We start from the raw sequence: 25,762 nt of genomic DNA, 5'->3' as shown, positions 1-25,762 counted from the left end.
ACAAGGGATGCCGACAATGATCTCCTGCTTAGATACTCTCCCTTATTTCATCTATTTCACCAAACTCATCCTCGATTGCGCGAACGGTGAGTTATATTCTTTAGCAAACGCCTGTAACACCTTGTCAGTGTACGCCCGGATTTTCCCAGCCGTCAGTCCAAAACAGTGAATCGGCTCTAGGCGGCATATTGGTTTTGCCCCAGCCACAACTCAGCACCCAAGGCGTGTAAGGGTTTATCGCCAGGGTCTTTGTACAAGTACAACACGGCGAAATATGTTTCTGGTGGTGCAATAGCGATCGCCTCAATTTGTGCCGAATCATCTTTAGTTCTGTTGCGGTAGAACGAACGGCGATTGTGACAGACTTTCGGATTCCAGCAGCGATCGCCTTCTGCCCATGCAGCACTTTTGCTTTTGAGGTTGGTAGCTTCGCACATAGTTGGCATTTGGGGTCTAACGGCTTGGGCATCTGTGGTTTTCTCCCTTGCCTTTAGTTACTCAATATACCAACCAAAATTTCTATTAATTCTGGTAATTCTTCTGGTACTCGATATAACTTCAAATCTTCTGTTATCTGTTTTTCTTGACGATTATATCTAGCAAAACGCCAATCTTCACCAGTGGTTACTGCTCCATAAAGAATCGGTTTATCCAAATCTATCCACTCAGATAAAGCTATCAATTCTACTGCTAATTGTGTAAATCCTCTGCTTAAATCCGCCTGTTTTGCTTCAATCACTAACAAGCCTTTACCTTTATCAATGTAATAATCTAGGTTGCCCTTTAATTGATCACTCACATTAATTGCATACTCAATACTCAACTGGGTTTGTGCTATTTCACATACTTCCAATAATATTGGTGCAATAATTGCTTGTTTACGCGCATCTTCACTGAGTAGCTTGACTCGTCTAAGATTGCGTTCAATTAGCTGCTGCAATTGCTGGGTCTGCTTATCTAAAGATTCTGTTTTTGGTAATTGCAAACGCTCACGTCCATAACTACAACCCAATTCAGCCAGTATATCTTCTGGAGAAAATGGCAAGTCAAAATACTTACTGAATGTATAACTCTGTCCTGGTTGAATGATTCTTGGACGACTCATAATTTCAAGGATAACAAGTTAGTTGCTCTTTCATTTTTGCTTACGACTCCTTTTCTGGCTCCTCCCCTATTGCACGATAATAAGCAGCGATCGCCGCCTCTTGCTCACTACGCAAAGTATAACGCCGGAACGCCTTCTCGCTTTGATGCCCGGTCAATTTCCGCGCATGGCTGGGGTCAACGCCCAACAGCAATAAGTCTGTGGCGTATGTATGACGGAACTGGTGGGGGTGTAAATCTTCAATGCCAGCTAGTTCACCAATTTTTTCTACCGCAAAATAAATGCCATGATAGCTCAAGCGATCGCCTTTGTATGAAGCATGGTGTGAAATCATCAACGGAGTGAGGCTATTGAGTTCTTTACCCTGTTCGCTGCGCGATCGCAAATATTCTTCCAGGACTTCACGGCTTTCTTTTCGCAATGGTACTAATCGTGGTTCATTCGTTTTAGTATCAGGCAAGAACAGCAGCTTGCCATCAAAAGAACCAACATTTAGCTGTACAATTTCTCCGGCGCGGAGTCCGTGACTAAGTATGTGGACAAGTGCTGTATCGCGCCCTTTTGTCTCTCCCAACAATTCTAAAGCTGACCACACTCGCTCCATCTGTTCATCAGTTAAACTTTGGGCTGGTGGCAGTGGTACTTTTTCTAGCTTTATCCCCAGTGTGGGATTAGTAGCGATTATATCTGGATACGTGTAGCACATCCAATTAAAAAAGCTTTTGAGTGCAGCAACCCCCGCATTGATACTCGCTTTTGACAGGGGTTTTCCTGCATCAGTTTTCACTTCATCCCGCAGATATTCCTTGTACAGTCCCAGGTGACGTGGGCGTAGTTCGTGATAGTGCAGTTGCGTCCATCCCAAGAATCGCTTTAGTTCGCGTTCGTACAATTTCCGACTATTAGGTGCGAGGTTGGTGCTACGAAGAAACTCCAGCACCTTGATCCAGCGTATATCTGTGGGTAAAGATATTTTTCTTTCCCTGCTTCTAGATTTTCCTTCTACAGTTGATGGCGCTTGATCCTGAATGTGGATCAACTTGATTGGCGGTAGGTTGTCAAGCTGAGGATTGTTTACCATGTCAAGTGCGATCGCCCTTTGTTGCACTGTGGAACTAATACCCAAGCATTGTACGTGACTGAAGGTAAAATCTGTTTACCTCATCGCCAAAATGCTGATAAATCTTGATGTTCACCCGAACTGTTAGAAATATTTACAAAGTTTGGTTAAGTTAACTGTCCGTATTAAGCCGCCATAATCGGACAGTTCATCGGTGGAGAATAATCAGTTAATTTGGTATTTTCAGGTTTTAGAGGTAGAGCAAAAGTTTATCCCTTGATAATAGTAATAGATTTAAAAAAGTTCTGAGCTATTTACTGATGATAATGAGCATAAGTAAGAAATAGTAATAATAAAGATTTTGATGAACAAGCCAAAATGTTTAATTAATAAGATTTGTAGGAGCAAATTCTGTGCATTGCTGTTGCACGGTTGTGCCTACCAGAGAGACAACTGAGAACACGGAAATTGGGACACATTGTAAAGTACGGATGTTAGTGGGAATTACTCACTGATCTAATTGCTCCAGTTTCCACGGCTGCTGTCTCCACCCTAATCTCCGTCTTGCTTCGGAAGTATTTACTCTTGGCATATGGATTTCTACAAGCTCTACGGTTTCTCGAACTAATGCTTCAAGTTCATTGACACAAAAAGAAGCTGGGTGACGAAACAAGCCTTCGAGACGAGAGGCAAGATTAACAGGAGCAATCTTCATTTGCTCAATAAATCTGCTCATCCGCTTGAATTGAAAAGTTGAGTAATACAAGCGATTCAATCCAGACAGTACACCTAGAAGATTTTGTGCTAATTCAACCAGGATTTGGTAGTACCAGAGTGTCGTATCCCTATTTGCCAGCTTGGACTGTATTCCCCAAATTGGAAAAAACTTGAGATAATGCTCGACCATCTTTTGTGCGAGTCCATCTGGATAATTCGCAATTTTAGCTTTCCACTGCTCAATGAGTGTTTCGCCATACAATGGGATTGCGACCAGTGTCCCTGACATCCCTTTGATGATCGGAGATTGAATATCAAACTCCTCCAAGACAGATGAAATTTCTTTTTCCCATTGTGCGATCGTCGCATGAGCAAACTGACATTCAACTCCGTTGACAAAGAAAGTTTCACCAAATGCACCCTGTTTTGGATCGCCCAAAATTTCGATTAACTCTGCACCATGATTTTGCTGACGACAGAGGAGCAACTCTTGTAAAGATGGCAACTCATCATAATACAGCATCACATCGCAATCGGAGTATTCATCACACAACCCTTCTGCAACCGAGCCTGTAACCATTACAGCTTTTGTTTTTGGGTAAGCGATATACGGTTTGATATTGCGTTTTATTAATTCCAACAAGTATTGAGTTTTATCAGTCATGGATTATTGCCACTTTGGTAAAGATATACATCCATGTATTAGATAGTGGGATTTACTGTGAATAATATAGATACTTTAATTATCGTAAAGTAAAAGATTATTTTTTAAATTCAATTCCAAAACTGACTTATAGCGTTTCTCAGTCTGGTGAAGTACAGTAACAAGAATGGGTAAACCAATTATAAATATCATTTAACGAAACTTGATTAAAAGCACTTTCAATTGCTTTTGCTAAGTCTGGATAACTTCTAGCTCCAATAGAACGTAGTAAATTTTTAATTTTTGACCAACAGTTTTCAATTGGTGAAAAATCCGGCGAATATGGTGGCAAATAAATCAATTTAGCTCCAGCAGCTTCGATTAATTTCTCAATATCTCCACCTTTATGAATTGAACAATTATCCATGATTACACAAGCGCCTTCCCACAGAAGAGGAACTAATTTTTGAGAAATATAAGCCTCAAATGTCAGCCCGTCAGATGCTCCTAAAATACTATATTGACTAATCACGCCTTTAAGAGCAATCGCTCCAATTATGGAAACATTTTTACAGCGTTTTTGAGGTCGTGACCCATGCGCTCTTTTACCTTTTTTAGAACGGGCGGAGTGTCTTATTAAAGATAGATTAGCTCCGGCTTCGTCAAGAAAGACAAGGTTTTCCTCTGGTATCCCATGAAGTTGAAGCCAGAACTGTACCCTTAATAATTGAACTCTTTCAGTTTCTTTTTCGTCAGCGTGCAATGTTTTTTTTTAAGGCTTATTTCTCTCCTCTGTAACATCCTGTCTACCGTAGATATACCAACTGTTATTCCTGTTTTTTCTTTGAGAATGAAGCGGATTTCTGATAAAGTCGAATCATTCTTAGCTTCGACTATTTCTTCCAGAATCTTAATTTGTTCTTCGTTGAGCTTTGGAGGAGTTTGTTTTGTCCTAACTTTAGGAGCGATACTTGCTGTTTCTCTATATTGCTTTAGTAATTTCTCAATAAAACCTAAACTGACACAAAATTTGTTTGCTAATTGACGTTGTGATATTCCACCTGACAAGTATGTATCAAATATTTTTTGGCGAAAGTCCAGGGAATATGGTTTCATTTTTACCCTTGAGTAGATACACTGATTTATTTTAATTACTGTACTTCATTAGACTGGTAAACGCTATATATAAATTTATTGAGATAGCTAATACCGACCAAGGAAGTTGCTCAGTTGCGGTTGTCTGTGTTGAGATTACACGCTCTGGCTCAAAGGTGTACTGCGCTTTTTATCAGGTTTCTAGATATCTGTGAAAAGTTAGATATAATTTTTGAGTCATAATCGAGCATGAGTGTTCATGAACGAGCAACCAAGCCAGTCACCGTCTAGTAATCATACTATTGCCGACGAGATGAGAGCTTATCTTCAAGCATGTCTGGCAAATGGCTACTTCATGGGAGCAGTATTGGTAGCCCGTGCAGGTGAAGTACTGTTGAGTGCAGGCTACGGCATGGCTAACCTGGAACATGATGTTCCAAATACACCATTGACAAAGTTCCGCATTGGTTCGATTACCAAGCAGTTCACCGCCACAGCAATTTTGCAACTTCAGGAGCAAGGTTTGCTATCGGTGCATCAAAAGATTTCAACTTATCTGCCCGACTACCCTAATGGCGAACAAATCACCATCCATCAACTCCTCAACCACACTTGTGGGATTCCTAGCTTCACTGAGCTTGATAACTTCTTTCAGATAACGAAAATCAAAGTTACCTTGGATGATTTGATTGCCCGGTTTAGTAGTGAACCACTAAAGTTTACGCCAGGTGAACGCTACTGCTACACCAACTCTGGCTACGTGCTACTCACCAAGATTATTGAAACAGTCTCCGGTCAGGTCTACGCCGATTATCTGCAACAGAGGATTCTTGAGCCTTTAGGAATGGTTGACTCAGGCTATGATCGGCAAGAGGTGATTTTATCCCATCGAGCATCGGGCTATGTTTTCTCTGGTGTTACCTATGAAAATGCAGATTTTGTCGATATGTCATGGCCATCGGGTGCTGGAGGAATGTACTCAACCATTGAAGACCTTTATAAGTGGGAACAAGGGCTTTATACCGATGCAGTATTGAGTGCTAAATCCAGAGAAATGATGTTCACACCACAGGTCGTGATTCTGGAAAAAGAGGATGGCAAAGGTTTTTATCACGGTTATGGCGGAATTATCTGTACCCACTTGGAACGTAAACTTCTGTATACTGGTGGCGGGATTGATGGCTTCAGCACTCGCATTGCTAGATATCCAGATGAGCAAATTTCTATTATTGTGCTGACTAACATTGACGCAGCAGTAGTAACACCAGTTGTACCTATTGCCAATGATTTAGCTGCTATTTTGTTTGGTAAACCTTACGATTTGCCTCAGCAACGACAAGTGATTGAACTTGACCCTGCCATTTATGATGCCTACATAGGGCAATATGAGCTAGAGTCAGGATTGGTCATGACCGTTACAAAACAGTCCAATCGCATCTTTACTCAATGGGTTGGAGGAGAACCAGTTGAAATGTTTCCTGAATCCTCAACTAAGTTTTTTTTGAAAGTGATCAACGCTCAACGCACATTCTTAATAGATGAGACAGGCAACGCATCAAGTGTAATTCTACATCAAGGTGAACTAGATCGCGGTGGTGGAGAGCGTATGGCATCTAGAGTCAATTAGAGCTAGGTCTTCATAGAAGTTTATACCAGGGCTAATACCAATTCGCAATTCGCAATTCGCAATGAGCTAAACGCCCCGCTACCGCTAACGCAATTTAAGAAATTAGATGCAGCAAGGCTTTCAAGGTTTACATCTGTATCATATTTTTCGTGAAATGGTATAAGATTCTTCCTCACCGATTGTACGGTACGGGTGCAGATCGAAACGCCGTGATTGAGCAAAAACAATTAGTTCATCACTTTATCAGATTGATTGCAGAATTTCTTCGAGACGGTTAAGAGTCTGGTTCATCCCCACTTCCATACCAGATTGCAGATGTCCATCACGCTGCTCCCCAGACGAATGCTGAATGTGAATGTGCAGCGTCGTTTTTCCATCATTTTCAGTTAAAGTTAACGTATTGAGGTGGTCGCTATCCGCAACTCCTTCATAGCGTTCAGTGGCAACTAATCGTTCTGGTGGCACAATCTCACGGTACTCTCCTGAAAAGGCATGTTCGATGCCATTGCCAGAATCATATAAGACATAGCGCCAACTACCACCGGCACGTAAGTCAATTTCACACAGGGTCATTGTCATACTGCTACAGCCTCCAAACCAACGTTTTACGTGAAATGGTTGCGTCCATGCCTCAAACACGAGTTGGCGTGGGGCATTAAACACACGCTCAACAACAATTTCTCTGTCTGATGGCAATGTCAACGTTAACCTGTGACCTTGATTTACCACTATCTTTGCTAAAAACTCCTCCAGGCAATCGAAGCTAGAGTTCCATCCCGCGATAACACCCATCTGTTCATGCTTGCGACGATCATCGGCAGACTGATGCACAATCACCATAGTGAGTTTGGTCTTGCCTTGTTCTTCTGAAAAAATCGTTGTTGTCACCATTGTTTGTGGTAAGTCAACGTTGATTACTTTTTCAAAGCCTTCATCAAATTCGTCAGTGGCGACAATCCGCTCTTGGGGTACAACTTCCTGAAAAATTCCTTTACATGGGTACTGTGTGCCGTCTGCTCCAATCATGACAAAATGCCATTGTCCACCCGGACGTAAATCCATCTCTATCACGCGCGTTGTAAAACCTTTTGGCCCCCACCATTGCTCCACATGTTTTGGATCAGTCCACACCTTCCATACCAATTCTCTTGGCGCATTGAAAACACGGGTGATCACAATCTCGCGTTCATTTTGGGAGTCGCTTTGTTGGGACATTTTGTTTCTCCTTGGGATAGAGCGATCGCCTGTTATGATTGGTGATCGCTTTTGTTTTCGGATGCTTGCAACTGTTGTAGATACTCGTCGAGACGATCCAAATTTTGCTCCCAGAATTGGCGATATTGTTCAATCCAATCGGCTGCCTCCTTCAGATGTTCTGCCTCTAATCGGCAGGGTCGCCACTGAGCATCTCGACCTCTTGTGATCAATCCAGCACGCTCTAGCACTTTGAGATGTTTAGAAATGGCGGGTAGGCTCATTTCAAAAGGTTGGGCTAGTTCTGTTACCGATGCTTCGCCCTGAGCTAGATGAGCCAAGATTGCCCGTCGAGTTGGATCGGCAAGCGCAGCAAAGGTAATACTCAATTGATCAATGGACATTCAAATTTGGATGTATTTAACCTTTTAGTTAATTAACTATTAGGTTAAATGTACTAGTCCTAATTGTCAAGATTTAATCTCAATTTATTTTCTCAAGCTTGTTAAATCTTTCAAGAGTAATAGTTTTTCCTCTTTTGATTCTCAATAGTTTCAGTTTAATGACAATAAATCATCACAAAACATGAATTATTGAATACGCAGCGATCATGCTAATCAATCTTCAAATTGTATTATTTATGTGACATATGCTACAAATCTCGCCAATAAAAAATAAGATACCCTTATCTTTTATCCGATATAAACTACGATTAAAACCAGGAATTTTTGACAACCGCAATTTTCAGACATCTAGTGTCCGTTGCTGACTTATTGAAATAACTCAAAGTCTTTACGGGGAATGTAGGGGATATGCGTGAGCGTTTACCTATAGTTCTAGCCCATACCTTATATTAACTGTTCACTAGCATTAGTCTCTGCATTTCGGTTAATCGTTTACAAAACGTATTAATCTGTACGCTTTGCCTTGCTTGAGTTCGCATCTAGGTAAAGTTCACTTATCGTCTAGGTAAGTTACGACTGCAAACATGGTGGCAGTTTTTGGCTACGTTCTGGTGAGCGCGACAGAATTAACATTTTATCGTTTAGAGGTTTGTTTTACTCAGCTTGATGTATGAATTGAGTCAGTAAAATGTTTATTATCCGTAGTATATAGGTATTGTCTAGGTAAATAAATTTGTTTTTAGATAACGTCTTAAGCTTGTTTTACCTAGACAAATTTTTAATTTAATAAACTGTATATTTTTAAGCTAACTAACTTAGCTGAAATTTCTTCTCTAGGTAATATCTAGGTAATGTCTAGGTCACTCGGCTTTTTGGGTCTTTTGCAATTAGAGTTATGCTCTAGCTCCTCAAATTCCAGTTTTAAAGAATTACTGTCCCTTCACTCATAAAAACGAGCCTCATTATCTACCCGAATTTTTCAGTTAAATCGTGAAATACTTAAACAGCCAGCATCTTCAACTATAATTTGAGCAAGCTTATACGCTAGCGTGGTAAAACTTACTAGAGAAGAGCGGAAATGCTGTAATCTTGACCTTGTAGCGAAATAATGGCGCAAAAACTTGGCAAGAAAAAGTCTAAAACCAGAGGCAACATCGTTTAAAGTACTCGATTGTATTCAAAAAAAATGCCCATCGTGCGGTCAAGCAATGTGGAATGAATACAATAATCCTCGACATATAAGAACGTTAAATGGGGTAGTAGAATTACAGCTAAAAATTCGTCGATGTCAAAATAAGTCATGTTTCTTGTACAAAAAAGTGTATCGACCAGAGCAAGAAGGTTCTTTAGCTCTACCACAAAACGAATTTGGTTTGGATGTGATTGCTTATATAGGAGCATTACGCTATCAGGAACATAGAAGCGTTCCCCAAATACACGCTCACCTTGAATTAAAAGGTATATGTATAAGTCAACGAACGGTCACGCACTTAATTGACAGATATGACGAGTTACTTTCTTTATGGTTAAAAGACCACACTAGGTTAAAAGCCATAATGGCTAATCAAGGACGGGTAATATTAGCGATCGACGGGATGCAGCCAGAAATTGGACATGAGGTATTATGGGTAATTCGAGATTGCTTATCTGGAGAAATCTTACTTGCTAAAACCTTATTATCATCAAGAAATGAAGATTTAGTGACGCTATTACTAGAAGTAACTAATAGCCTAAATGTACCAATTGATGGAGTTGTTAGTGATGGGCAACAATCAATTCGCAAAGCTGTTGGGTTAGCATTACCTAGTATTGCTCATGGTTTATGTCATTACCATTACCTGAAAGAAGCTATTAAACCCATATATGAGGCGGATAGACATGCAAAAAAGGAATTGAAAAAAAAAAGTTAGAGGATTACGAGAAATTGAACGTAGTGTTACCAATGAAGATCAGGATTTGGTGACTATTATTGAAGATTATTGCTCGGCAGTCCGTAGTTCTATAACCAATGATGGTCATCCACCCTTAGAAGCATCAGGGTTAAAGTTACAAGAAAATTTGACTTTGATAGAACAAAGCTTAGAACGGATGGAAAAAAGAAGTGCTTTACCACCACCTTTAGTCAATCTAAAACACCTTCTAGCTAAGGGATTATCTGCGACTGCATCTTTATTTTCACCTGTGAGGGTTGCATATGGGTGGGTTGATAAAGCTAGTAATATTCTCAATAATAAAATAGGTCTTGATGCTGCTGGTGTCAAACAAAGTTATCAGCAACTGTTAACTCAAATGTCCCAACAAAAGCAGAAAGCTGGCACATTGAACACCGCAATCGATAACTTTATAAAAACCACCAATAACTACTGGTCTGGACTTTTTCATTGTTACGAAATTGAAGATTTTCCTAGAACTAATAATGACTTAGAACACGCTTTTGGTATGCTACGTCATCATCAACGTCGTTGTACTGGTCGTAAGGTTGCTCCCTCATCCCTTGTTATTCGTGGCTCTGTCAAACTTGCTTGTGCCATTGCTACTAAACTTCGTTCTTTTACCGCATCTGATTTAGCACAAGTTGATATCGTTACTTGGCTCGAATTACGCTCTCAATTGCAAAAACACCACAAAGCCAGAATTGAACAGTATCGATTTCGCCGAGACCCCAAGGGTTACTTGGCTAATTTAGAGAGTCGTCTTCTCTAGTAAGTTTTACCACACTAGCTTATACGAGCTATCCGGGCGTAACCGCCTGCATAGAGCAATCGCTTGAATGCGGGGCGTAAGCCCATCGCTCTATGAAATAATGGGAAAACTCAGTAGTCTATGGAGACTTTTTCAAGAAAAGGCGTTTAATTATTTAAATTTTGAGAAGTCAGTTTTTAGAGAAAAGGCATTTAATTATTTAAAAGTTTCCAAAGGACATAAGAACAGCAAAAAGCGTAACATCCATGATGTATAAGCTTGAGAGCCTCTTTCACCGCTTGACAGTAATTACTTAAAATTGACAAATAATTGTTTAATGGACAGTAAGGCTTACTTGTCGCAGGCAAATCTAGATGTTACATTTTTAACAGCCAAATTTATAAACTTACTTGTAAACTTTTTATGCAAGTTATCAAGTATCAATATGCGATTAATTCAGATGGAGAAACAGTAAATGCTGCCACTCTAATTGCAAATGCACAAGTGAGAAGGCAAATATATAAGTGTATTTCATGCAGTAATATTCTGATCCCAGTTTTAGGAGAAAAAAACAGAAAACATTTTCGCCATAAACCAGATATTGAGGTTCAATGTTCTCCCGAAACTTATTTACATAAGTTAGCGAAGAATACATTTTACGATATATATAATAATTGCCTTAGAGAAAATTCACCTTTTTTGATAAAGATTTTAACTATAATTAGGTGCAAGTTTAATCAGCAATTTCTAAATGTTTGCAAACCTATAAATAATATTCAAAGTTTTGATTTAACTCAATATTTTAAGAATGTAAAATTAGAATCGAAAGATGATTCCTTTATACCAGATTTACTACTGACTAACGAGAAAGGAGATAAAATATATGTTGAAATAGCTGTAAACCATAAATCTAGTCTAAATAAGATTTATTCAAAAAGCCGGATTATTGAGATAGATATTAAATCTGAAGAGGATATTGAGATTATTAAAACAAAGCTATTAATAGAAAGCAGGAAGGTAAAATTTTTCAATTTTAGAAGAGAACAGATAAAAAATCTATGCACTGGACAATGTTTTCAGGCATCTGTAAAGAATAGTAAAAATACAGAAACTGATATAGATGATCTTAAGCAAAGTAAGAATAAAGACCTTCTAAAAGAGTTAGCAGCATCTCTACCAAAAGACAACTGCTTTCTTTGTCGGCATCACAGAAAGAATGTTCGCAAAGATGTAGTAGATACTGTAGTATATTGCACAATTCGTAAAAAAACTTGCAAACCACATGTAGCTAAGAATTGTATATATTATCAGCCAAATAGTAAATCTGCTGATGACATTGAGAAAAAATTATGAATATTTGCTCTATTTTGTTGCTGTTGCTGGGTATAATTATATTCTTGGTAATGAGATTGAGTTATTGCGTCTCCAATGATGTTAATTTAGTACAGCCAGAGTCCTGATAAGACATTACTTCAAAGAAACGACAATAGCGATCGCCTGCAAAAGTTACAAGGGTATTTACGTAGGTTGTTCCCAAAAATGTAAATGGTCTGTTTCTTTAGAATCACTAATCTAATGCTGGCTTTGACGCATTTCTGTAACGCATATCAAAAATGTTCAAAGTCTGTGATATAGATCAGTGGTATAGCACAGATATATTGTATATAATAGTTCAACTAATAAATTGTATAGTTAAAAATTCTTAGTTGTTGACGGTTGACATGAACTGTCAGCTATTAACCACCAATGACAAACTGTCAATAGATTAACTACTACTATGCTGCCATCAGCCTTTAAAACCTGTATTTCCAGAGAAGAAATATTCGCAGGAGAACTATCTGCTGATTTGTTTGCCGTCAAGCTACGGCTAGTTGTAGACTATACTTTTGCCATACTTTACAAAGAGTCGCATTAATTTCTTTCAAATACACTTTTTTTAATCGGTTCTGTTCTGCGGTCACTTTTTACTTTAAAAACGGTCACTTTATCTTTTAAGTGACATATATGCTCAATTAAGTTCAGATATCGTTGAAATAAACGTTTATTATATGTGTTATAAAACTAAATGGGCGTAAGCAGAAGTATTTAATTTTAGTTAAACAGTATTGTTGTCAATTACGTATATTTACTATCTAATATGTGACAATCCATCGGTTATCCTTAACGAAAAATATTAAGGATGTATTTTAATATATATATATGAAGCAGCACCCTAACACAACAAATTTAGCTATGAGTTAATAGGCAATAATGGTCACATTGACTATTAACCAACGCCTAGATGCACTACTACCGAAGCTGCAAGATGCACGCTTACTCAGTAACCGTGGTATTGGTAACGAAATTGGCTTTTATATTTTTGATTATGATGCGGAATATGAACCACTGGTACAGCGATACATTGAGCGCCTGAAGTCGCAATTAATAAGTCCGCCCAGTGAAATTATTTTGCTAGAAATTGACCTTTATAAGACTATCCTCGACATTCTGGAAGAACGACGGGTACTATCAAGGGCTTTTGAGTTGGAAGCAGCTAAGGGAAACGCTGCTCTAGCAAAAACTATTGCCCCCCTTGTTCGACCTGACCAGGTTATTGGCTACATCCAGAAGAAACTTACAGGGAATGAACAGCTTTTGCTAATGACAGGAGTTGGCGCTAGCTGGACGCTTTTGCGATCGCACAGTATTTTAAACAACCTACATCCAGTGCTAGACAAAATTCCCTTAGTCATGTTCTTCCCTGGCTCTTATGATGGGCATGAACTACGCTTGTTCGACACGTTTAAAGACGACAACTACTACCGAGCTTTTCCTCTAATTCCCCACCAAGAACACCACCTATGAATATCGCTGAACTCTTCCACAAAAACATCCACCGCAACATCAATGGCGTAATTAAAGTAGGACAGCAGGACAGCGAAAATATCCGTCAGGAATTGGAAGAGTATGTTGTTACCTACGAATTAGATAAACACTTTCGTACTTTCTTTGATCGCTACACTAGTGCTTTGGTCAATCCTACTGACAAAATGGGGGTATGGATTTCAGGGTTCTTTGGTTCAGGGAAGTCGCACTTTTTAAAGATTCTTTCTTACCTATTAGCTAATCGCCAATTAGGAAATAATTGTGCTTTAGATTACTTTGATGCAAAGCGTATACCAGATCCAATGTTGCTTGCCAAAATAGAGCAGACAGCACGTAGTTCTTGTGATGTCATTCTATTTAACATTGACTCTAAAGCTGATGCTAATAATAAAAACGATAAAGAAAGCATTACTAAAGTCTTCCAAAAAGTCTTTGATGAGCATTTAGGCTACTTTGGAACAGTTCCAGCTATTGCTGAGTTTGAACGTCAACTAGATCGCCAAGGCAAGTATGAAGCTTTTCAACAAGCTTTTTTGGCAGAAACGGGGATGGAATGGAAAGAAAACCGCGATGCTTGGGGCTTTTATCAAGATGCGATCGCTACTGCATTACAAACTAGCACAGGTATGAGTGCAGAGGCGGCTAACCGATTGCTGGATTTAGGTGAGCAGAACTATACCTTAAGCCCAGAGAAGTTGGCTGGCATGGTAAAGCAGTATCTTGACACTAAAGGGTCGAAGCATCATCTGGTGTTTATGGTGGATGAAGTAGGGCAGTATATTGGTGAAGACAGCAAACTGATGCTGAACCTCCAGACTGTTGTTGAAGATTTGGGTACTCACTGTCAGGGACGAGCTTGGGTAGTAGTGACATCTCAAGAGGCAATGGATGAGATTACCAAAAACAAGATTAAAGGTGAGGATTTTTCCAAAATTATCGGTCGCTTTTATCGCCCATTGAATCTGTCTTCTGCTAATACAGATGAAGTAATCAAGTTGCGACTGCTGGGTAAAACGGATGCTGCACGGAATGGGTTAGAAGCTTTGTATAACCATAAAGTCGCTATCCTGAAAAACCAAATAGCCTTTACCCAGGATAGTGCAGATATGCCGGGATATAGCAATGCCCAAGATTTTATTGCTGCTTATCCCTTTGTCCCTTACCAGTTCAACCTGTTACAGAAGGTTTTTACTCAAATTCGCATCATGGGTTCTGCGGGTAAGCACTTAGCATCGGGAGAGCGATCGCTATTAGATGCTTTTCAGGTAGCTGCTCAAGCAGTAGCAGAACAAGCCCTTGGTGTACTAGTTCCGTTCCACACTTTTTATATGGCAGTGGAAGGTTTTTTAGACGGTATCATCAGTCAGGTAATTATTCAGGCGGCGCAAAATCCCCAATTACAGCCTTTTGATATTGACCTGTTAAAAACTCTGTTTATGGTCAAATATCTTAAGGAAATTCGGGCAAATTTAGATAACTTGACTACTTTAAGCCTCAATAATATTGACCAAGACAAGCTGACATTGCGGCAGCAAGTAGAAGCGGCGTTAGGGCGGTTGGAACGGCAAACCCTCATTCAGCGCAATGGCGATGAATATATTTTCCTGACCCATGAAGAACAGGACATTGGCAGGGAAATTAAAAATACTCAAGTTGATTCAGCAAAAGTCCTTAAAGAACTGCAACAACTTATCTGGGATTCTATTTTTACTGATAAAGAACTACGATATAGCCAGCGTCATAGATATCCATTTAACCGTAAGCTGGATGAACAAACTTTTGGGCAACAAACTAATGACCTAACTCTACATATTGTTACCCCCTATGCCGAAACTTATGCTGCCATGCAGGAAGATTCTTTCTGCATTGGAACTACTGGTTCTGGTTATGAAGTCTTAGTCCGGCTACCTGATAACCAACGCCTGCTGGATGACCTCAACACCTTAGTTAAAACAGACGAGTATTTACGGTTGAAAAATAGCGGCAACCTCAGTCCTAGCATACAGAGAATTTTAATTGCACGGGGAGACGAAAATAGCAAGCGTCGTCAGGATTTGAAAGTTATTTTGGAGGATCTGATTAGCAGTGCGGATGTATTTGCCTATGGGAGCAAGCTAGAAATCCGTAACCGAGACGCTAGAAATGTGCTAACTGAGGGACTGAATTACTTAGTAAGCAATGTGTACCAGAAACTTGGTTATGTGACGAGCGGTTTTGAAAACGAAGACCAAGTGACCAATGCTTTAACTCGTGACACTCAAGAACAGGATATCACCGGACAACCTGCCAACGCTGCTGCTCACAGTGAAATGCGAACTTGGTTAATGGAAGAAGCCCGTGTTCACCGCCAAGTCAGTATTCGAGCATTGATAGATAAATTTGGCAGTCGTCCCTATGGTTGGTCGGAATTTGATACTTTGGGGGTCATGGCGGAACTAGCCAATAAAGGTGTACTAGAACTGAGACACGCCCAAGCTAATGTTAATTTGTGCGAAAAGGGTCTGATTACTCAGTTGCGATCGCGCAAAGGAATGGATCAATATACTGTGCGGCTTGCTGATGTAATTGATCCAGCAAGTTTGAAGTTTGCTAAAGATATGGCCAGCGACTTACTTAATGGCAAATTGTCTAGCGATCCACAGCTACTTTTTGAATATTATAGAGATGCTTTCAATGAGCGTTGTAAAGATTTAGAAGGCTGGTTGACGCAAGCTGAAACTGGGCTACCCTTTGCTGAATTACTGCGTACTAACTTAGCTATCTTGCGTGACCTCTTAGCAAATAAGGGTGTGGCTGAGTTTTTCCGTACATTTCTCCAGCGACGGGATGAAATAGAAGAACATATCGAGGATGTGCAGAAATTGCGATCATTCTTCAAAACTCAAGTTAACTTATTCCAGCAAGCCCGCAATGACTTGAAAGCTTTAGAACCAGAACTGCGACATATCAGCGACCCTGATTTACTCAAGCGGGTAGATTCAGTTAAACAAATTTTGGCGATGTCTGACCCAACTGCCAAGATTCCAGAATTAGCAATGCTGCTCAAACCTGTTAAGGATAAGGTGCAGGAAACGTTAACAAATCAAATCTACCAAGTGCAGACTAAGAGTCAGACAATGCGGGAGAAATTAGCTGAGTATGTAACTTCTGCTCATCAAGACATTTCTGCCCAGCTAGACCTGACAAGTATTACCCAAGATATCGAGCAAGTTATCGCCTTTGTCCCCACGAGCATCGATTCTGCGATCGCACGTCAAAGTGAACTAGAAAACATCCTCCCACAATTGCTGCAAAAAGTAGATCAGCAAGCCAATGAAATCATCCAGCGTCAATTGAACAATGGTAGTAATGGCAAAGCTACCTGTGTAAAACCCATCGTATCGGTGCAAGTAGCTAGAGTTGCGCCTAAACCCCTACTAGAAACACTACAAGATGTGGATGTTTATATAGAGGCGTTGCGGAAAACGCTATTGGATGAGATCCAACAAAATAATCGCGTTCGTCTTGAGTAATGTTACTTAGTTTTACCAATCATTTCCTTACTGTTATTGCATCACCTCATTCCCTCATCAGCTTATGAACCGCACTGCTATCAAAAACTTTGCTATTTGGGCGCGTCGTTACTTAAGAGAACAAGTTAAAGCCCGTGCTGCCCAATTTGGTATTACTCACAAAAGCATTACAGAACCTCAGACAGTGGCGGGGGGACTGCTGGTAGCTGGTCAAACGCTAAACACCACAGAAGCAAGGCAGTATCATCAATTGCGGAAGCGTTTAGAAGATTTAACGCTAACTTCAAGCCAACCCCAGGCGATAGATGCGTTAATAGATGAAATTGCCTACACCTGGTTTAACCGCTTCGCAGCCTTGCGGTTTATGGAAGTGAATGGATATATCGGGCGGGTGTTGAGTAATAGCGACCCCAATTTGGTAGACCCTGATTTGTTACGGGATTGTGATTTGAACGATAATTTAGCCAAACGGTCACGAAATACTTCACTCTGTACTAGGACAACATATAGTTCAAAGCTATAAATGGAGTTCAAAAAACTCAAAACTTAATTACAGCAAGGAACATAGTCAAATAGTTCATTTGTACCGTACCGTAATGAGAGAGAAATAAAAATTCAGATTTCAGGCGATCGCTTTATCACTCAATTTTTGGCGAAACATATTTTTGAACCATATTGTGGACATTTTGAATTATATTTTGACCGAAAGTTTAAAATTTTCGACTAAATTAGTGTGTCTTGCTCGGCATTTTTTACCACATCTAAAAATAAAACTTTTGGTCGTATTATGGTTCACATTTAAAACACGCGGACATAATTTGATTCATAAAGCTAAGTTATTGATTGGCTCAAAAGCTTGAAATTACGTTAACTTTTAGTCACGTTATGGTTCAAAATTTGGTCACGCAGGGGGTAAAATCACAGGGATGCTAGTTCTATTGCCGAAATGGGAGATTTACCTGGGCTTGATTTGGATACACTCAATGAGTGGCGTAGTTTTGCCAATCGTGATCCTAATCCCGATGAGTTTCTCTACCGTCGATTGCTGTTAGCTCAGTCTAAAGCCTTAGCCGAAGGGATTCCAGCACTGTTTGACCCTCGCCAGAACTATCAAGCGCTATTTTTGCCAGGGAACTTGTTAAATCAAGATTCGATTGTACGGCGGTTGGTGAAGGAGATACCGGAGGAGGACTGGCAGACCATTGAGGTTGTAGGGTGGTTATACCAGTTTTATATTTCGGAACGCAAGGATGAGGTAATTGGGGCAAAGTCTAAGGTTGCAGCCGCAGATATTCCCGCAGCGACGCAATTGTTTACCCCTCACTGGATTGTTCGGTATATGGTGGAGAACAGTCTAGGGCGGTTGTGGTTAGAGTCTCACCCGGAATCACGCTTACGTGAATATATGCCCTACTTTTTGGAAAATCCTAACGATAATAGTCAGGGTGAAAAACCGTCAGCTTTAACGCCTCAAGAGTTGACTGTGATAGACCCTGCTTGTGGTAGCGGTCATATATTAGTTTATGCGTTTGATTTGCTGTTTGAAATTTACAAAGAGCAAGGTTATTTAGAACGAGATATTCCGGCGCTGATTTTGACGCACAATTTGTATGGTTTAGATATTGATGAACGTGCAGCACAGTTAGCGAGTTTTGCCGTGTTGATGAAAGCACGCGCGAAAAATTCGCGTATTTTGCGGAAACCCCTGGCTTTGAATATTACGGCGGTGCGTCCTACCCATAGTCAGACTTTACCACCTGCTACAGAATTAAATGCTGAAGATTGGCAACCGTTAGTTGATGCTTTTAAGGATGCAGAGAATTTAGGAAGTTTAATTACTCCATCACCTTTTGATAGTGAAAAGTTGCAATGGCAATTGGATAATTTAGAGGCGAGTGAGTCGCTATTTCGAGAGTATGTTCCAGCTTTGCGGGGATTATTATTGCAGGCGGAGTTTTTGAGAAATAAGTATTGGGTTGTGGTTGCCAATCCGCCTTATATGGGCGACGGTTCGTTTAATGATGTGGTTAAAAAATTTATAAATAACAACTATAAAGCTGGCAAAGGTGATTTATATGCTTGTTATATTCTGAAAAATATTGAATTGTGTGTGGCTAACGGTTCATTGGCAATGTTAACCATACCTAACTGGATGTTTTTGTCCAGCTTTGAGGATTTGCGTAAATCCATTCTAGAAACAACATTTTTAGAAAGTTTAGTGCATAATGGTAGAGGTGTTTTTGGCTCAGACTTTGGTAGTTGTTCGTTTGTTATTCGTAAAAAAGTTTATCAGGATGGATTAGGTGTATTTAAGAGATTATTTGATAAACAGGGAAGTGTGGCGAGTAATGAGGAACTAGAACAAAGGTATTTCAATAACAGTAATTATTATACTAAGTAGAACAAGGTGAAAAAAACCAAAGTGTGTAAAGATAAGTAAATACATAAATGTGTCTACCAAGGTAACAGGGATATGGGCAGCCGTTTAAGGGTATTTCTGACTCCTAAGCAAGATAAAATTTTGTTCAACCTGAGAACGGCAGATGTACCCCAGAAAGTGAAAGACCGAGCCGAAGTGATCAGATTAAGCGCACATGGTTGGTACGTAGAGAAGATAGCAGATCACTTTGACTGGACTGCCCAAACAGTAAGAGAAGTTTTGCATAGATGGGAAAAACAAGGTCTAGAAGGACTGTGGGAGAAAGCAGGGCGGGGAGGAAAATCAAGGTGGGCAGAAGCTGACATGGCGTTCTTAGAAAAATGCTTGGAGCAAGAACCACGTACATATAATAGTGTTCAATTAGCCCAAAAATTAGAGCAAGAACGCTCCGTGAAATTGAGTCCTGACTGGTTAAGGCAGGTACTCAAAAAAAAGGGGGTCATTTGGAAGCGAACTAGAAAAAGCCACAAAGGAAAGCAAGACAAAGTATTGCAGCAAATCAAACAGGCAGACTTAGAGATGTTGGAATTATCTGCTGCTGCTGGAGAAATCGATTTAAAGTATATGGATGAATCAGGGTTTTGTGCCTGGAGTGAACCCAGTTACAGTTACTACTTCCGAGGTCAGCAAAAACGCCTGGAGCAGAGTAAGCGTCGGGGTCGAAGGTTAAGTATTATTGGGTTTCTTCAACCCCTAATTAGTTTTGTGTACGGTCTAGTGATTGGTGGCGTTTCACGCAAATCCTATATTCAAATGATGGAGCTTGAAGCACTTGAAGCCCAAAAAGCAGGTCGTATCAGAGTCATCGTTCAGGACAACGCCTGATACATCGGTGCAAAGAAGTTCAGCAATTATGGACAAAGTGGGAAGAGATGGGTTTGTACATCTTCTTTTTACCTAAATATTGCTCAGAGATGAATCCAATTGAATTGGAGTGGCAACACCTGAAAAAAAAATGAACTAGCTTCTCAAAGTTTTGAGGATGAATTAGACCTTGCCTATGCTGTCATTGATGGAGTTCAAAATAGAGGAGAAAAGGGAAACTACAGTACGCAACGTGTAAAATTTAACTCTTATTCTTCTGCTTAATTCTTTGTTACATACTTATAAATTTTCTCCACGACTTACTTAACCCTGCTGATTTTGCAAAGATTCCGGGGAGTGCGATCGCTTATTGGACGAGTCAAAAAATATTAAATATTTTTGAAAAATCTACACCTCTTGGAAAAATTACTCATCCAGTAGTGGGACTTCAAACGGGTAATAATGATCAGTTTTTACGTTTATGGTTTGAAATAAAAATACAGAAAATTGGATTTGGAATAGAAAATAGGGACAATGCAAATAAATCAGATTTTAAGTGGTTTCCTTATCACAAAGGTGGGGAATATAGGAAATGGTATGGCAATCTAGAGTTTGTAGTGAATTGGGAAAAAGATGGTTTAGAAATTCGTAGTTTTGGAACTAATGGTGGCGGTAAACAACGCTCACGTCCACAAAATACTGATAAATATTTTAAATCGGGTATTACTTGGTCTTTCATTAGTTCTTCATATTTCGGAGTTAGGTGTTCAGGTAAAGGATTTATTTTTGATGTCGGTGGCTCATCTGTATTTCCTAGTGAAGATATTAGTAATTCATTTACAGGATTTCTATGTAGCAATGTTGCATTTGAGTTTATGAAAATCATGAATCCCACACTAAACTTTCAAGTAGGCAATGTTGCTAGTTTACCTGTCATTGAAGCTGTTAAAAAACCTATTAATTATGATTTAACAGAAGAAGCTATTAACATAAGTCGTCAAGACTGGGACAACTTTGAAACTTCCTGGGACTTCCAAACCCACCCCCTATTACGCCACAATATCAAACACCTCAGCGAAGCCTTCACCATCTGGCAAAGCAAATCAGAAACCGCCTTCCGCGAACTCCAACGCCTAGAAGAAGAAAACAACCGCTACTGGATAAAAGCATACGGCTTACAAGACGAACTCACCCCAGAAGTACCCGACGAGCAAATCACCATCCGCCGCGCCGACTTAAACAGAGATATCCGTTCCCTCATCTCCTACACCGTCGGCTGTATCATGGGACGCTATAGCCTAGACAAACCCGGACTCATCCACGCGGGACAAACATTTGACCCATCCCTACACCAAACATTCCCCGCCAGCAGTGATGCAATAATTCCCATCACAGACCAAGCTTACTTCGATAACGACATCGTTACCCGCTTCATAGAATTTCTGCGTGTCGCCTACAGCCCTGACACCCTCACCGAAAACCTCAACTTCATCGCCAACGCCCTCACCCTCAAAAACGGCGAAACCACCCAAGAACGTATCCGCCGTTATTTCCTGCAAGAATTTATTTCCGACCACATCCAAACTTATAAAAAACGCCCTATTTACTGGCTGTTTACCAGTGGCAAAAAACGAGCTTTTGGCGCATTAGTCTACCTACACCGTTACAACGAAGACACTCTCGCCCGTATCCGCACCGATTACGTTTTAGAATTGCAAGTCAAACTAGACGGTGAAATTACCCGCGCACAACAACAGCTAGACAACGCCACTTCCAGCACCGCCAAAAAAGCAGCCACAAACCGCCTCAAAGACCTGCAAGCCCAACAGTTAGAACTACGAGATTATCAAGCCAAACTGCAAACCCAAGCCGATGCGCGAATCAAACTTGACCTTGATGATGGCGTAGCGTACAACTATACCCGCTTTAAGGACTTGGTATATGAAGGTACAGATTTGAAAATGGCTGATTTAGAGAAAGCATCGCAGTGGAAAAGGGAACTGTTGAAGTGATGAAAGCGGATGATTTTGTTTCACGCAGATGCTAAGAGAGTGAGAGTTTGAAATATAGTTAAAAACTACAAAATCTCATCTATCAACACTGTACCTCCCTCACAAAAGTCTATGCTGAGGTGATAATCTTCGAGAAGTGCAGTACCAATCAGTGGACGACGACCCATTGCTAAAACTGGAATTTCGCGTTCTAGGCTATTCCATATAATCGTAACTTGATGAACATTCGTTAAAATATGAGAATTATCAGCAAGATTCGCTCTAATTGAAGCAATATAGATTAAACCAAGGTCAGCAACTACAGTCGGTGGCAAAGTTAAGAAGCCCTCAAATCCTGTATCAACTACACACTCAACTTCTATTTCTGAACCTTCACTAGAACGAAGAACAACACTTATACGTGCCTGAAGACCAACAACTATTCCGTGTCTCACCGTGCTGTCCTGACCAATGTACCACCTACGGCATAAACAGCATCATAACCAATTCGCTCCGTCCAAATGACTGCATCAGGTTGTTTTGCTTGCAAGCGATGACAAGCTACAAGTAAATCATTATCGATTTCGTAATCACCAGTGTTGATATTAATTGAGATAATTCTGCCAATATTTTCTGCTGTCTCAACTTGAACACGAATTATTTTTTGATAAATTTCACCGCCACGTCTTGCAATTTCTTCTTTACTAATTTCCGAGTTAGGCATATTAGCAACCTCCTCATTTAACTTTCTATCTTTCTTTGTATATAGTAAATCATGTTGCTTCTACCCCCTGACTTCCCAGGCTGTAGCAAATTCTGTAAAACCTGGCTTATAGCGTCTCCTAATCTGCTGAGGTACAAATTTATCTGCGTGCATCTGCGTTTAATTATTTTTATCTCTATCTCACTAAGCTAAAAAAAGCTATATCTGGCGCTGGCACAGTGAAACTTTGAGTAATAGTTTAATTTTAAAGTGTGTGCCATATTAGGTGGCAATTGGATTCTAAAACACACTTTATTATCCTTGTGCCTCGCCAGTATGAACACTACTCGTATCCAAAACACGTTAGAAACCCTCTTCCAAGATTCTGCCCGTTGGTTACACCCAGGACGGCGGATTGTATTTTGGTACGACCCTGACCAACAATTTACCAGCAGCTTCAATGAACTCCAACTCGAAGGTGTAAAAAAGCTTGAACTTGCTGATACTCCCTTCACAGTAAAATATCACCTGCTAGTTGAGCAACCCACACAAGATTTTCTCCTGTACGCTCCCTTTCCTGAACCTGCACCTCAAGAAAACTGGCTTCTAGATATTCAAAAAAGCGGCTTAACCTTCTCCGCCGACCCCGCCGCCCTGATTTATGCTGATTTAGGGTTGCGACAACGGCGACTAGAGGTAGTCATCAGAGAAAACATAAAATTCTTTAAAAGTCGCAAGCGAACAGAAGCCCTGCAAGCAATGGGTATTTCTCCCGACAGCGACGAAAGAGGATTACTCCTGGCTATGCTTTCCGTTCTCGCAAGCTTAAAAGTACCCGATGCAGGTACACTCATTCGGCGGGTGTTGCTGGGAGGTTTATTAGAGTCAGATAATGCTCTCTGGTCTGATATTGAGCGTTTTGTATCTCCAGAAGCTTTCTGGGAGGTAGTTCAAGAACACACTGACTTTCCCAAGCAAAACCCCAGCTTAAATAAATTATTTGTGCAGTTACTCATAACTCATTTTGCTCAATCACTGCATGGTGCTATCCCATCTGCGCTACTAAACCAAGTCATCACTCCTAAACAACGAGCTTACTCCTTCATCGACCAGTGGATGCGTGACCAGCAAGATTCCCCAGGCTGGAAAACCCTTAGCAATGAAGTAGCAGAACAATTACATATATTTGATGCTTTAGACAATTTAGAGCCAGAAGTTTTATTTGAAGCAGCCAGTTTCGAGGTTGTAGACCAAGTATTAATTCGTGCTTGCGTTAAAACGCTCAGGGCGCAAATGTGGCAACCAACAGTGGAATTTACCCACTGGCGAACTTGGTTAAAAGCTCGCCACACCCTGATTTGGTTTCCAAAATATGAAAAAATTTATCAAGCGTTGGAAGCTGCGATCGCACTCTTAGAATTTAAGCAGCAATACATAGCAGGATTCCGCCAGCCAGCCCCGTCATTATTTAAAGCTTACGCCAGCAATCTACACTCCTTTGACAAAGCTTACCGCCACTTTATTGTGCAGAGCGATGATGCTCAAGGCGACATCCTCAAAGCCTTAATTGATGACGTTGAAAATTTATATACTCAATGGTTTTTAGATGAAATAGGGGAAGCTTGGTCAGATACCCTTGGTAAAACTTGGGAGTTGCAAGGCATTCCATCTCAAACTAGATTCTTTGGCAGGCACGTTTTCCCAATTTTAGAACGGAGCGATCGCGAAAAAGCTTTTGTAATTATCTCCGATGCCTTACGCTACGAAGTTGCCAGCGAACTCCAAGAAGTAATTGAGAAAGAAATGCGGGGTGAAGCGACTTTAGAGGCGCAATTAGGAGTTTTACCCAGTGTGACGCGGTTGGGGATGGCAGCGCTGCTTCCTGGCTCAAAATTAGAATTAATCCCAGGTGATGATGATGTCTGCCTTGATGGACTTAGTACCAAGGGTACGCTGGCAAGGCAAAAGGTATTAACCGAAAATAGCCATGTTGATGCTACGGTAATTAATGCCAAAGACCTCTTAGCAATGACTACAGACGAAGGGAGGATAGCAGTGCAACCCTATCGCCTGATTTATATTTATCACAATGTCATTGATGCGACGGGTGATAAACCCGCTAACGAACGCCAAGTATTATCAGCTTGCAGTACAGCAATTAATGAACTGCTACGGCTGGTAAAAAGAATCTGCAATTCTATCAACGGTACAAACGTTATTATCACTGCTGACCACGGTTTCTTGTATCAACGTCGCCCAATTCAAGAAGCAGACAAACGACCCCTACCAAATGATGAAACTATTTTGGAAAGCAAACGCCGCTATTTACTGGCACGAGAACAGATAAATGACCCAACCTTGCTACACTTCAGCTTGCCCTACATAGAAAATAAGATGATTGCCATTGTACCCCGTGGCAGTTTACGCTTTGCCGTTCAGGGAGCAGGAGCGCAGTTTGTCCACGGTGGCGCATCCCTTCAGGAAGTGTGTGTACCTGTCCTGACCTATCATCACCAACGGGCAGTAAAAGGTGACGAAGGCCCTGCCCGGAAAGTAGGTGTACAGGTCAGTGCAAGAGTCCGCAGAGTAACGAATAATCGTTTTAGCTTGACATTAGTACAAACTGAAGCAGTTGAGGGAAGATGGCGATCGCGTCAAGTTACAGTCGCCTTGTACGATCCCCAAACATATACACCCATAACAGACGTAAGAGGAGCAAACTTAAGTAGCACTAGCCGACATCCCAGCGAGAGAGAAATTAGCTTGAGGTTGACAGTGGCTATCGCTAGTCCTCCTAGTAATGCCTATTTAATAGTCAAGGATGCCGATGACGAAAGTGAATTGCTACGAGAAAATTGGGCAGTTAGTTTAGGAATCGCTAATGACTTTGGAGATTTCTAAGCCAATATTGATACTAATC

The 25,762-nt window shown here is 40.5% G+C and carries 20 protein-coding genes and 1 pseudogene; 12 read left to right on the top strand and 9 right to left on the bottom strand.

The window, feature by feature from the left end:
• Positions 1–90: 90 nt before the first annotated feature.
• The 5 genes and pseudogenes from NSMS1_RS32235 to NSMS1_RS32215 form a co-directional block, all read right to left on the bottom strand.
• Positions 91–469 (bottom strand): annotated as a pseudogene (locus NSMS1_RS32235) (hypothetical protein); the annotation flags it as partial.
• 21 nt (positions 470–490) lie between these two features.
• Entirely contained in the window at positions 491–1,105 is a 615-nt protein-coding gene (locus NSMS1_RS32230; RefSeq protein ID WP_224095544.1) for a hypothetical protein, read from the bottom strand.
• A gap of 40 nt (positions 1,106–1,145) precedes the next feature.
• Positions 1,146–2,186, bottom strand: coding sequence for a tyrosine-type recombinase/integrase (locus NSMS1_RS32225; RefSeq protein WP_224095704.1), 1,041 nt, complete (start codon positions 2,184–2,186; stop codon positions 1,146–1,148).
• 487 nt (positions 2,187–2,673) lie between these two features.
• Positions 2,674–3,546, bottom strand: a complete 873-nt coding sequence (locus NSMS1_RS32220; protein ID WP_224095543.1) for a hypothetical protein — start codon at positions 3,544–3,546, stop codon at positions 2,674–2,676.
• Between the two features lie 139 nt (positions 3,547–3,685).
• Positions 3,686–4,641, bottom strand: a protein-coding gene (locus NSMS1_RS32215) for an IS630 family transposase (RefSeq protein ID WP_263432530.1) whose coding sequence is annotated in 2 segments (ribosomal slippage) — positions 3,686–4,299 and positions 4,299–4,641 — 957 coding nt in all. Because the reading frame shifts where the segments join, the coding sequence is not laid out codon by codon here.
• Between the two features lie 238 nt (positions 4,642–4,879).
• Here NSMS1_RS32215 and NSMS1_RS32210 point away from each other — a divergent pair.
• Positions 4,880–6,247, top strand: coding sequence for a serine hydrolase (locus NSMS1_RS32210; RefSeq protein ID WP_224095542.1), 1,368 nt, complete (start codon positions 4,880–4,882; stop codon positions 6,245–6,247).
• A gap of 243 nt (positions 6,248–6,490) precedes the next feature.
• Here NSMS1_RS32210 and NSMS1_RS32205 read toward each other — a convergent pair whose 3' ends face one another.
• On the bottom strand, positions 6,491–7,423 hold the full coding sequence (locus NSMS1_RS32205) for an SRPBCC family protein (RefSeq protein WP_224095703.1): 933 nt from the start codon (positions 7,421–7,423) through the stop codon (positions 6,491–6,493).
• On the opposite strand from NSMS1_RS32205, the gene NSMS1_RS32200 reads away from it, so the two are divergent.
• Entirely contained in the window at positions 7,358–7,507 is a 150-nt protein-coding gene (locus tag NSMS1_RS32200) for a hypothetical protein (RefSeq protein WP_224095708.1), read from the top strand. The genes NSMS1_RS32205 and NSMS1_RS32200 overlap by 66 nt on opposite strands.
• On the opposite strand, the gene NSMS1_RS32195 is transcribed toward NSMS1_RS32200, so the two are convergent.
• Positions 7,495–7,839 (bottom strand): ArsR/SmtB family transcription factor, encoded by a 345-nt coding sequence (locus NSMS1_RS32195; protein ID WP_224095702.1) that lies wholly within the window; start codon positions 7,837–7,839, stop codon positions 7,495–7,497. The genes NSMS1_RS32200 and NSMS1_RS32195 overlap by 13 nt on opposite strands.
• 1,214 nt (positions 7,840–9,053) lie before the next feature.
• Here NSMS1_RS32195 and NSMS1_RS32190 point away from each other — a divergent pair.
• From NSMS1_RS32190 to pglX (NSMS1_RS32150), 9 genes are all read left to right on the top strand, one after another.
• A protein-coding gene (locus NSMS1_RS32190) for a transposase (protein WP_224095446.1) occupies positions 9,054–10,548 on the top strand; the annotation gives its coding sequence in 2 pieces (ribosomal slippage) (positions 9,054–9,740 and positions 9,742–10,548; 1,494 coding nt in all).
• 402 nt (positions 10,549–10,950) lie between these two features.
• Positions 10,951–11,880: a hypothetical protein gene (locus tag NSMS1_RS32185; protein ID WP_224095541.1), complete on the top strand. Its 930-nt coding sequence runs from the start codon at positions 10,951–10,953 to the stop codon at positions 11,878–11,880.
• A gap of 424 nt (positions 11,881–12,304) precedes the next feature.
• Complete coding sequence (locus tag NSMS1_RS32180; protein WP_224095540.1) at positions 12,305–12,442, top strand: hypothetical protein; 138 nt, start codon at positions 12,305–12,307, stop codon at positions 12,440–12,442.
• A 335-nt stretch (positions 12,443–12,777) separates the two neighbouring features.
• Positions 12,778–13,371: a DUF1788 domain-containing protein gene (locus NSMS1_RS32175; protein ID WP_224095539.1), complete on the top strand. Its 594-nt coding sequence runs from the start codon at positions 12,778–12,780 to the stop codon at positions 13,369–13,371.
• A complete protein-coding gene (gene brxC / locus NSMS1_RS32170) occupies positions 13,368–16,904 on the top strand; it encodes a BREX system P-loop protein BrxC (protein ID WP_224095538.1) in 3,537 nt (1,178 codons plus the stop codon). The genes NSMS1_RS32175 and brxC overlap by 4 nt, the downstream gene beginning before the upstream one ends.
• A gap of 64 nt (positions 16,905–16,968) precedes the next feature.
• Positions 16,969–17,427 carry a BREX-1 system adenine-specific DNA-methyltransferase PglX gene (locus NSMS1_RS32165; RefSeq protein WP_224095537.1) on the top strand — a complete coding sequence of 153 codons (459 nt, stop codon included), beginning with the start codon at positions 16,969–16,971 and terminating at the stop codon, positions 17,425–17,427.
• Positions 17,428–17,850: 423 nt separating this feature from the next.
• Positions 17,851–19,305, top strand: a complete 1,455-nt coding sequence (gene pglX / locus NSMS1_RS32160) for a BREX-1 system adenine-specific DNA-methyltransferase PglX (protein WP_224095536.1) — start codon at positions 17,851–17,853, stop codon at positions 19,303–19,305.
• A 72-nt stretch (positions 19,306–19,377) separates the two neighbouring features.
• Positions 19,378–20,303 (top strand): IS630 family transposase gene (locus NSMS1_RS32155; RefSeq protein ID WP_224095535.1). Its coding sequence is split into 2 segments (ribosomal slippage): positions 19,378–20,167 and positions 20,167–20,303, totalling 927 coding nucleotides; the frame shifts between segments, so codons are not numbered across the junction.
• Between the two features lie 129 nt (positions 20,304–20,432).
• Positions 20,433–22,160 carry a BREX-1 system adenine-specific DNA-methyltransferase PglX gene (gene pglX, locus NSMS1_RS32150; RefSeq protein WP_317986624.1) on the top strand — a complete coding sequence of 576 codons (1,728 nt, stop codon included), beginning with the start codon at positions 20,433–20,435 and terminating at the stop codon, positions 22,158–22,160.
• Between the two features lie 65 nt (positions 22,161–22,225).
• Here the strand turns inward: pglX (NSMS1_RS32150) and NSMS1_RS32145 are convergent, their stop codons facing one another.
• Together NSMS1_RS32145 and NSMS1_RS32140 are read right to left on the bottom strand one after the other, a co-directional pair.
• Positions 22,226–22,594 carry a clan AA aspartic protease gene (locus NSMS1_RS32145; RefSeq protein WP_224095534.1) on the bottom strand — a complete coding sequence of 123 codons (369 nt, stop codon included), beginning with the start codon at positions 22,592–22,594 and terminating at the stop codon, positions 22,226–22,228.
• Positions 22,591–22,863, bottom strand: coding sequence for a hypothetical protein (locus NSMS1_RS32140; protein ID WP_224095533.1), 273 nt, complete (start codon positions 22,861–22,863; stop codon positions 22,591–22,593). Before NSMS1_RS32140 ends, NSMS1_RS32145 begins: the two co-directional genes overlap by 4 nt.
• Positions 22,864–23,178: 315 nt before the next feature.
• On the opposite strand from NSMS1_RS32140, the gene pglZ reads away from it, so the two are divergent.
• Positions 23,179–25,743: a BREX-1 system phosphatase PglZ type A gene (gene pglZ, locus NSMS1_RS32135; RefSeq protein WP_224095532.1), complete on the top strand. Its 2,565-nt coding sequence runs from the start codon at positions 23,179–23,181 to the stop codon at positions 25,741–25,743.
• The last annotated feature ends 19 nt before the right edge of the window (positions 25,744–25,762 follow it).

This window comes from Nostoc sp. MS1 (assembly GCF_019976755.1).
Lineage (GTDB): Bacteria > Cyanobacteriota > Cyanobacteriia > Cyanobacteriales > Nostocaceae > Trichormus.
The sequence above is the reverse complement of the archived record's forward strand: the minus strand, read 5'-3'. Positions and strand labels throughout refer to the sequence as shown.